The sequence below is a fragment of the Kaistella sp. genome (assembly GCF_049588135.1).
Taxonomy (GTDB): Bacteria; Bacteroidota; Bacteroidia; order Flavobacteriales; family Weeksellaceae; genus Kaistella.
In genome coordinates this window covers 1-9632 of sequence record NZ_JBAVFG010000003.1, presented here as the reverse complement: position 1 = coordinate 9632, position 9632 = coordinate 1, and the positions used below count along the sequence as shown (strand labels likewise).

Sequence of the window (9632 nt, the reverse complement as noted above, 5' to 3'; positions counted from 1 at the left end):
ACTTTTGGCGGTAGAAAATGGATTGCTTGGTTTTCTAAAGAAATCGAAATTTCTGAAGGTCCTTATAAGTTTCGAGGGTTGCCTGGAATGATTTTCCAAATATATGATGACAAAAATAATTTTGAGTTTACTTTGGTAAAAAGTTTTAAATTAAAATCAACATACAAAACTCCATTCATTGAAAGTTTTTATGGACAAAAACCAATAAAAATAACCCAAGAAAATATAAATAAAATGTTGATGGATCAATATAACGATCCTTATCACGAAACCCGCGAACAATTTAGTAGAAACACGAATCCCAAAACGATATTTAGTGTTAATGGTGTTGATATTAAAGATATTAGCCAATTTAAACAATTGACCGAATCTACACAAAAATATATTCGAGAAAATTACAATCCCATTGAGATTGATAAGGCATTGATATATCCTCAAAAATAAAAACACTACTACAGTTAACATTATACCGAATAGAAAAAAGCCCAAATACGTAAAAAATTCATCTCAAAACTTATCATAATTTTAGCCCTTAGTTTACCCAATTCCACTATCACAAAAAAACCAATGGTTACAACTAAAAATTTTTGATTTCAATCCAAAAAAACCTTCCATTACAGAAGGTTTTATATGAGTTAATTTTGATAAGAAATACTATCCAAAGGTTTTCCTTGATTATATTTTTTAATGTAAATCAATTTTCCTTTTTCATTATAATGTTTCCAATCACCAGAATAAAACCAGTGGATAAAATCATCGGTAACTTCAGTTGTTGATTGTCCCTTTATCTTCGTTTTTCCGTTAGAATAAAAAATTCTTGTCTTGATGATATCTTTCCGATGAACGTCTTTTTGATAATTTTTATCATCAATCGAGGTACGCCAAACACCAACTTTATCACCCTTTCTGTATTTTCCTTTTGAAACAAAATCTCCTTGTTCTGTAGAATTAGTTTCTACCCATTTGCCATCTCTTCTTTGAATCTTGTCTTCCTTTACATATTGATTAATTTTGGCAGGAGCGCAAGATACAAGCCAGACAGTTAGTGATAAAAGAAAATACTTGAGATTCATAAAATTAAATTACTCCCAAATCTTTTCCCACTTTTTCAAACGCTGCAATCGCTTTGTCTAAGTGTTCTCTGGTGTGGGAAGCAGAAAGTTGAACTCGGATTCTGGCTTTTCCTTTTGGTACTACCGGGAAGAAAAATCCGATGACGTAAATTCCTTCCTCCATCAAGTTTTCTGCCATTTTTTGAGCTAAAGGTGCGTCATACAACATTACCGGAACAATCGCCGCATCACCATCAGGAATATCAAAACCTTTGGCTTTCATTTCTTTTCTAAAGTATTCTGCATTTTCCATTACCTGATCTCTCAAAGAAGTATCGCCGGAAATCATATCCAATACTTTAATCGCTGCACCAACAATTCCTGGAGCCAAAGAATTCGAGAATAAATAAGGTCTTGAACGCTGTCTCAATAGATCGATAATTTCTTTTTTACCGGAAGTAAATCCACCAAGTGCGCCACCTAATGCTTTTCCTAAAGTTGAAGTAATGATATCTACTCTACCCATCACTTCATTGGATTCATGCGTTCCACGTCCGGTTTTACCGATGAATCCTGTTGCGTGTGAATCATCAACCATTACCAAAGCATCATATTTATCTGCCAAATCGCAAACGCCTTTTAAGTCGGCAACAATTCCGTCCATGGAGAAAACTCCGTCTGTTACGATGATTTTAAAACGGTGATTCTTTTTGGAAGCCTCAATTAACTGCGCTTCCAAATCTGCCATATTGTTATTTTTGTAACGGTATCTTGCTGCTTTACAAAGTCTTACGCCATCAATAATTGAAGCATGGTTTAATTCATCAGAAATAATGGCATCCTGATCGGTAAACAAAGGTTCGAACACGCCACCATTTGCGTCAAAACAAGCGGCGTATAAAATGGTGTCTTCTAAGCCAAGGAATTGAGAAATCTTCGCTTCCAATTCTTTATGAATATCTTGAGTTCCACAGATGAACCGTACCGAAGACATTCCGTAGCCGTGGCTTTCGATCATATCCTGGGAAGCTTTCATCACTTCTTTATTGTTCGACAATCCCAAATAGTTATTGGCACAGAAATTCAAGAGTGTTTTTCCGTTGGCTTCAATCACTGCAGATTGCTGTGAAGTGATGATTCGTTCGTTTTTGAACAAGCCGTCGTTTTTAATATTTTGAAGTTCGTTCTGTAAATTTTCTAGATAATTTTTAGAAATCATAATTAATTATTTTGAAACGCTAAAATACGAAAAAAAGCACTCTTTCAAGTGCTTTTCTGATTTTGTTATTTATATCATCACCTTAAATTTAACTTCGCTATTCTTTAATAAATTTCAAATTCTTTCCTGCAATTTTTAAGAGATAAACTCCTTTTGAAAGTCCATTTACAGCGATTGAGCTTTTTGAAGAAAGCGTTCCAGACTTCACTAATTGACCATCAATACTGAAAATTTCGTACGATTCATCTTTAATAATTCCAGTTATAGAAAGTTGGTCTTTCACTGGATTTGGATAAATTCTGATTTCCGTTTTCATCGCATCATTTACTGCTAAAATGGAAGTATCTTTCGTCACCTTAGAACCTTTGGTAATCAATTGATTTTCGTAATTGAATTGTACTGAAGCCACACTGAAATTCAAGGCTTCATCAAAACTTTGATTATTTGAATTATTATTTAAAACCAAATAAGCAATTTCACCTAAAGTTCCGGTCACTTTGATTGGTAAAGGCATTTCGAAGAAACTAACTGAAGGATGACTTTGAGTTTGACCTATTTTAAAACGAATTACTTTATCACTTGTTTGATTCCACTTAATCTGATAAATTGGATATCCCTCACCATAAATCCAGTCATTAAAAAATTCTGTAAAATCTTTTCCAGTAGATTGTAGCAAAGAGTTTTTAAAATCTTCTGTTTTCGCATAATTGTAAGCAAGATTTGGTCGATTATGATAATCTTTTAAAGCGGCATAAAAAGCAGTATCACCTAAAACCCATTTAATCATTCTCACCACATAACCACCTTTAGAATAACTTAAACGACCGCTAAAAACAGAATTATTATCACCTAAATAAGCATCTGCCACATAAACACTTCCACCTGGTGAACCCGTAATATAATTCATTTCAGATAATAAATAACTTTGGAATTGAGTGCTGTTCATCAATAATTTTTCATTAGCCAAATGTTCTCCAAAAGTTGCAAAACCTTCATTGAGCCAAATGTCATTCCATGCACCGCAAGTTACTTTATCGCCAAACCACTGATGAGTCAATTCATGGGCGATAATTCCTCTTCCCCAAGCTCCCATCGATGACATTGTAGCATGCTCCATTCCGCCGCCCCAACCGAATTCCATGTGGCCGTATTTTTCGTTTCTATAAGGATAAAGTCCAAAATATTGCTCGAACATTTCCATTATATTTTTAGTATAATTAATATTAGACATGGTGGTCGTATTATTGGCTGTTGATGGGTAAACATAATTTACGAATGGGAAAGGTGGATTTCCCATGGTGTCATTAAATTTAGTATAATTGGTTATTCCCAAACCAATTAAATAAGCAGGAATCGGATAATTGGTTTGCCAAAAAGTGACTTTTTTATTACCAGCTATCATTGTTTCAGAAAGTAATTTACCGTTAGAAGCAACGTTGTATTGGGAAGGAGTAGTGATTTTAATATCTACTTTATCAATTTTATCATTCATGCTTTGCTTGGTAGGAAACCATTCCTGAGCACCGTAAGGTTCAGAAAGGGTAAAGAGAACAGGTTTTCCTCCTTGGGTAGAAGTGGTAAAAGCATCGCCAGCACTACCAAAAGTATCTGGCGCACCAGAATATTTTATCGAAAGTGAATCTAAAGTAGCCGAAGCAAGCGCAGTCGGAAAATCGATTTTCACTTCTTTCGAAGGCAATTGGGTGAATGATAAATTGGTACCGTGGTATTTTACTTCAGAAACCACAAGGACATTTGAAAAATCAAAATAGATGCTTGACATATTTTGATTGGGAACAAAATGGCTGGTAACGGTTCCACTTACAAAATACTGAGCAGGATCTAAATCTAAATCCAATCGTTGATATTTCAAATCATAATTCAACGTGTTTGGATTCACGTTGTAATTAATCATTTTCGAATATCTTTGAGTTTCGTTTCGAATCATGCTCTTCCTTTCTGCTTCTTCATTTTGTGCAAACAGATGCACGAAAGACGACATTAACACAAGTACATAAAATTGTTTCATTGATTAATTTATTTGCCGCTAAAGGTAAAAAAAACCTTTCAATAATTATTGAAAGGCAACTATTTTAATAAAATAAATAATTTAGAGATTTAGCGTTGGTTCTAGGATTTGTTCCATTTTACTTTTAACTTGATCTACAGAACCCGCATAATTATTAATAAGTAAAGAGAAAACTAAGGTTTTACCAGAATTTGTTTTCATATATCCGGCTAAAGTTTTCACTTTATTTAAAGTTCCTGTTTTGGCGAAAACCTGTCCATTTCCGGTAGTATTAAACATTCTTTTCAATGTTCCAGTTTGTCCACCAATTGGCAACGTTTCCTCAAAAGTTTTGTAATATTTTTCGTTCATTAAATTCGCTAGAAACTTCACTTGAGAAATTGGCGTTACCACATTACTTCTCGATAGTCCGCTACCATCGAAATAATTTAAACCTTCAGTTTCAAAACCGACCGATTTCAAATGGTCATTTACCACTACTCTTCCTGCTTCCAATGTTTGATCTCCCAACTTTTGAAAACCGACCATTCTCAAGGTTGCTTCTGCCAAAGCATTATCACTGTGTTGATTGGTATACATAATGATTTCTGCTAAAGTTGGCGATTGGTAGGTAGTAATCACTTCTCGTTTTTCAGGATTAGGATCTGTCATTTTTGTTACCACTTTTCCAACAACTGGCAAACCACTTTTCAGCATTGTTGCACGTAAATTATTGGCTAAATAAGCTGGAGCATCCGGTAGTTTAGTTGTTAAATTACCACCATCGAATTTGTCAGCATACACCATTTGTTTGATATAAGGCGAAATGTAGTAATAGTTTTTATTCTCAGCAAATGGATTCGATTTTTTCGCAATCAGTTTTTCATTTTGAGGATTGATCTCGTGAGTCGTTCCAATAGGTAAATAGTAATTTCCGTTTTCAAGCCAAACGATACTTTCCGGTAACAACTGGGTTTTATTGAATTTAAAAACACCATTTTGGATAATAATATCACCATTAATTTTCTTGATCCCTTTTTCTTTAGTAGCGGAAATAAATTCAGAAATAATCTGACTATAGGAGCTAGCGCCTGCTTTATTGGTTCCCAGCGAAGGATCACCACTTCCTACAATATATAAATTCCCGTTAAGAATGCCATCTTCAATATTTCCCGAATATTCTAATTGAGTGATCCATTTAAAATTTTCACCTAAAAGGTTCATCGCTGTTTCGGTGGTCAACAACTTGGTTGTAGAAGCTGGAATCAGCGAAGCGTTTTCATTATAAGAACTAATAATTTTCTTTGTTTTCGGATCATACACTACAAAACCCCAATTTGCATTTCGTAAAACGGGATCGTTTATCATCGAATTCAATTTAATATCGATGAGTTCTTTTGCGCTGAGAAGTTTTTCTGGTGGCACAGACTCTTTAGAAATAGTAGAATTTTGACTTTCGTAAGATTGAGGATAATTACTAGAAGCGAAGGTTCCCTGTCCGAATGCAAATGCAGAAACTGCGATGGTAGAAGAAACCAGAATTTTTTTGATGTTAATCATTTAATTTTATTATTTGATTATCTATTAATGCTTTGTAAAAAGAATACTATTCTTGCTCAAAACATTTCTTTAACGGTCAAAAGTATAAAATATTGTTGAAGCACAGTGATTTAACGGTTATAAAAACATGGTAACTACTGTTAAACTTTGTTAAAAGTCAACGGAAATCACCTTTTTTATAGAATGATAAGCGGTAATTTCATCAAACTCTGCCAAACTTTTGCTGACCAAATCTTTATACTCCGCATATTTTTTTCCGCGTGGCAATTTGAGCAAAAGTTGATATTGATACATTAAATTCAGTTTTCCGATGGGTGATTTTTCGGGGCCAAGAATACATTCTTCTGGCAAATACTTTCTGAGAATTGATCCTAAAAACTGGGAGGCACGATTGACTTTATCTTCCCGGCGGTGCTTTAGTTCAATCATGATTAATTTAACAAAAGGCGGATAAAGAAACTTTTTTCTCTCGGTCAGCAAATGTTCATAAATTTTGGAAGTATCGTGATTTTTCAACAATTGAAAAATAGAATGTTCTGGATTATAAGTTTGAATTAAAACTTTTCCATTTCCAGAAAGTCTGCCCGCTCTTCCCGAAACTTGTGTAATCAGTTGAAACGCTCTTTCTTCTGCCCGAAAATCTTGTACATATAGTAAGGAGTCTGCTTTTGGGATTGCCACCAATTCGATATTTTCAAAATCTAAACCTTTGGATATCATTTGAGTACCAACAATAATGTCCGTTTCGCCTTCTTCGATTTTTTCGTATAATTTTTCGTAGGCAAACTTCTTCCGCATCGAATCCACATCCATTCGATCGACTTCTGCATCAGGGAAAATTTTTGAAACTTCTTCATGAATCTGTTCCACGCCAACTCCTCTTACATTTAATTTCTCAGAATGACATTTCGGACAAGTTTTCGGTTTCGCAGCTTTTTGTCCACAATAATGGCATTTCATTTCATTTGAAAATTTATGATACGTCATCACCACATCGCAATTCGAACAATAATTCACGTAACCACAAGTTTCACATTCCACCACATTTGCGTATCCTCGGCGGTTATGAAGAATCATGGTTTGTTTCTTATGATCGAGTTCTTTTCTAATTTCATCAATTAAATGCAAAGAAAAACTACCAACCAACTTTTTAGTATCCTGCGCTTCTTTGAAATTAATGAGTTCAAATTCAGGAATTTTCACATTTCCGAAACGTTCACTTAGAAAAATATATTTCAATTTTTCTTTTTTCGCAGCATAAAACGATTCTACCGAAGGCGTTGCAGAACCTAGAATTACATTGGCTTTATAAAATTTTGCTAAAACCTGGGCAGCATCTTTGGCATTAAAAAACGGAGAAGTTTCCCGTGGTTTATAACTCGAATCATGTTCTTCATCGACGACGATTAATCCTAAATTCTGATAAGGCAAAAACAGCGCATTCCTTGTTCCGATAAGGATTTTAATATCATTATTTTTAATTCGGCGCCATACTTCTACCTTTTCGAAATCGGTGAGTTTTTGGTGATAATAACCGAGTTGCTTGCCGTATTTTTTTTCTAAACGCTGAACAATTTGTTTGGTAATCGCAATTTCAGGAAGTAGAAATAAAACGTTTCTTTCATTCTCTACCGTTTCTTCAATTTTTTCTAAATAAACATGGGTTTTCCCCGAAGAAGTAACGCCGTGAAGCAACACATTTTTCCCTTCTTCAAAAGCAATATCGATTTCGGTTTTTGCCTGAAGTTGAATATCGCTCAGTTTTTCTAATTCTTCCGTTTCACCTTCATAACTTTCCAGACGGTCTTTTTGAAGGTAATATTCTTGAACTAAATTTTTCTCAATTAGAGATTTTAATTGCGCTTGAACGAAATTTCCTTCATGAAATAGGTCTGATTTCTTAATCAGTTTTTCAGGATACTCGGTTTGTTTTTCGAGAAGTAGAAGAAATAACTCTTGTTGTTTGGGCGACCGTTTTAACGATAAAAGGATTTCAGGTAAATGAGAATTTTTTACGGCTTCTTCATTAATTTTCAAATAAGCAACTTCTTTGGCTTTATATTTTTCCGCAACTTTTTCGTCAACTTCAATGTATTGCAAATCGATCAAAGATTTTATCGTTTTTACAATTTCTTTTTTCGGAATAAAGGCTTCAATTTCCGTTAAATTAATAAGTTGCCGAACTTCGAGCGCCTGAATTAAATACATTTCGTTCACATCCAAATTCTCGAAATCAACCAAAACATTGGGTTTTAATTTCAAATAAGTTTCACTTTCCAATTTTAAAGAAGATGGAAATGCAAAACGATAAATTTCGCCCAAATTGCACAAATAATATCCGGAAAGCCAATCCCAGAAACGAATTTGTTCTTTCGGAAGAATCGGGAAATCATCTAAAATATTGATAATTTCTTTCGGAACAAAAGTTTCGGGTTCGTTTTCGTGGATTTCAAATACAATTCCAGTATAAATCTTTTTCCCACCAAAAGCAACCAAAACCCGCATTCCTACTTGAATGGAAGATAAAAGTTCATCTGGAACTTTGTACGTAAAAGTTCCTTTTAAATTTAAGGGAAGAATAACTTGAGCGAAAGTTGGTGTGATGATGTGATGATTTGGTGATATGCTACAATCTAATTTACAAATTTAGAAATAAATTTCGGCTCATGCCAATTGCATTTTATTGAATAAAAAAGGATCAGAATAAATTCCAATCCTTAAATTTTAGTCGCATCGGAATAAATTCCGACGCTGGGATATCGGTCATTCCTATGGCACTCTGGATTTATTTTCCTTTTCTTCTGTCTAATTCTTTTTGAATCAAACCTAATTCTCTACCTGTTTGTCCTGCAACAGAAGTGTTTTCTTGCGCTCTTCTTGTTAAATAAGGAACCACATCTTTCACGGGACCATAAGGAAGATATTTGCATACATTGTATTTTTCATTGCCTAAATAATAAGTAATATTATCACTCATTCCGTACAATTGCCCGAAATAAATTTGTGGATGATCGTGAGGCAATCCCATCGCTTTCATTTTATCCATCACGAGTTCGGTTGATTTTTCGTTGTGCGTTCCGAAAAACGCCGAAACTTTATCTAAATTATCTAAAACAAAATCGATCGCTGCATTATAATTATCATCAGACGCTTGTTTGGTTGGCTGAATAGGATCCGGATATTTCATGGCAGTAGCATGCGCTCTTTCTTTTTCCATATAAGCGCCACGCACGAATTTATAGCCAAGGAAATAATTTTTCTCTTTGGATCTTTCTAAATCTTTCGCCAAATATTCTAATCTACCGGTTCTGTACATTTGAATGGTATTCCAGATAATGGCTTTTTTTGTATTGAACCTTTCCATCATTTCGTTTACCAAATTATCGGTTGCATCTTGCATCCAGCTTTCTTCGGCATCAATCATCAACACTACATTTCTATCAAAAGCCATTTGGCAAACTTCCTCGTATCTTTTTATGACTCTCGCCCATTCTTCTTTTTGGGAATTGGTGAGTTCTACATTTTTACCAACTTCTTCGTAGATTTCAATTCTACCAAAACCTGTTGGTTTAAAAACCACAAACGGAATCGCTGGATTACCTTCCGCAAATTTGATGTTCTGCTTAATTTCTGTGCAAGTATCATCAAAAACTTTTTCTTCCGCTTTCCCTTCAATCGCATAATCGAAAATACTTCCAACATGATGTTTAAACATTTGTTTCACCACTTTCATGCTTTCTTCGTGGGTTTCGCCACCGCAAAATTGTTCAAACAAAGTTTTCTTTACAATATC

7 protein-coding genes are annotated in these 9632 nt (G+C 34.3%); 1 reads left to right on the top strand and 6 read right to left on the bottom strand.

The window, feature by feature from the left end:
* Positions 1-444: GLPGLI family protein (locus WBY99_RS00270; protein WP_423974361.1), on the top strand; the 444-nt coding region annotated here is incomplete at its 5' end.
* A gap of 191 nt (positions 445-635) precedes the next feature.
* On the opposite strand, the gene WBY99_RS00265 is transcribed toward WBY99_RS00270, so the two are convergent.
* From WBY99_RS00265 to WBY99_RS00240, 6 genes are all read right to left on the bottom strand, one after another.
* Positions 636-1073: a hypothetical protein gene (locus WBY99_RS00265; RefSeq protein ID WP_423974360.1), complete on the bottom strand. Its 438-nt coding sequence runs from the start codon at positions 1071-1073 to the stop codon at positions 636-638.
* Between the two features lie 4 nt (positions 1074-1077).
* Positions 1078-2271 (bottom strand): glycine C-acetyltransferase, encoded by a 1194-nt coding sequence (gene kbl / locus WBY99_RS00260; RefSeq protein WP_423974359.1) that lies wholly within the window; start codon positions 2269-2271, stop codon positions 1078-1080.
* Between the two features lie 97 nt (positions 2272-2368).
* Complete coding sequence (locus tag WBY99_RS00255) at positions 2369-4300, bottom strand: M1 family aminopeptidase (protein ID WP_423974358.1); 1932 nt, start codon at positions 4298-4300, stop codon at positions 2369-2371.
* Positions 4301-4381: 81 nt separating this feature from the next.
* Positions 4382-5839 carry a D-alanyl-D-alanine carboxypeptidase/D-alanyl-D-alanine endopeptidase gene (dacB, locus tag WBY99_RS00250; RefSeq protein ID WP_423974357.1) on the bottom strand — a complete coding sequence of 486 codons (1458 nt, stop codon included), beginning with the start codon at positions 5837-5839 and terminating at the stop codon, positions 4382-4384.
* A gap of 150 nt (positions 5840-5989) precedes the next feature.
* Positions 5990-8443 carry a replication restart helicase PriA gene (priA, locus tag WBY99_RS00245; protein ID WP_423974362.1) on the bottom strand — a complete coding sequence of 818 codons (2454 nt, stop codon included), beginning with the start codon at positions 8441-8443 and terminating at the stop codon, positions 5990-5992.
* A gap of 181 nt (positions 8444-8624) precedes the next feature.
* On the bottom strand, positions 8625-9632 hold a 1008-nt coding region (locus WBY99_RS00240; protein ID WP_423974356.1), incomplete at its 5' end, for a proline dehydrogenase family protein.